The sequence below is a fragment of the Vibrio sp. 1580 genome (genome assembly GCF_033340055.1).
The window spans coordinates 1-800 of sequence record NZ_JAWOVT010000193.1 but is presented as its reverse complement, the minus strand read 5'-3'; the positions used below and the strand labels follow the sequence as shown (position 1 = coordinate 800).

1 protein-coding gene is annotated in these 800 nt (G+C 47.2%); it reads right to left on the bottom strand.

The features are described 5' to 3' along the window. A partial coding sequence (locus R7093_RS24950; RefSeq protein ID WP_318146983.1) for a CHASE domain-containing protein occupies window positions 1-800 on the bottom strand: 800 nt, incomplete at both ends.

Genomic DNA, 800 nt, shown 5'->3' with positions numbered 1-800 from the left:
ATGAGAATGGGATAGCCAATGATTCTGACGATGTTCAGCTCAAACCACGAAATTTGTTGCTCAAGCTGCCCACCCGCGTAGGCCGCCATACTCCAGCCACCGTAAGGGAAGTGCACATGCTCTTTGGCGTACAATTTTCCCGTTTGATTAGGATCACCAAAGAACATATCCCCATATTCGCCGCCGCTGTCATAACCGCGTATCGTCAAAGGATAATGGTATGAGAAGTCGAATACGCCGGTCTCTCGCATTAAACCATCAAAATCCACCACAGCGCTGATCACACCCCAATACTCTTTGTTGATTGGCGGGTCTCGAAATACTGGCACGCGTACAATAAGCCCTCGCCCACCTTGAACAAGCGACACCGGCCCCGCGATGAAAATCTCTTGAATATCTTTGGCTTTTTGAACTTGTACCCATTGCGCTGGTACTTTACGGTAATCCAGACCAAGGACGCGCTCGTTGCCTTGAGTTGGGAATATATGGCTAATTACATCATTTTCCGCAATACCGATGACCGTGATGTGCTTACTTTTGTTAAGAATACGATCGGCGGCAATGCTTAGCTCCTCTTCTTCGCTATTTGGCAGCAAAGTGATTAGCGTCGCTAATGTGCTGGCTTTGTAAATATCAGCCATGAGTACCGCTTCCAAATTGGAGCGGAGAATAGACAGTTGTTCTTTGGCTTCAACTTGCACGCGCTCTTGCTGAAGGTCTTGCTGATTCTGATGCAACAGCTCAATAACACCAACACACAAGGCAACAAAAGCGAAAAAGAACAGTGCAAAATAGCACTG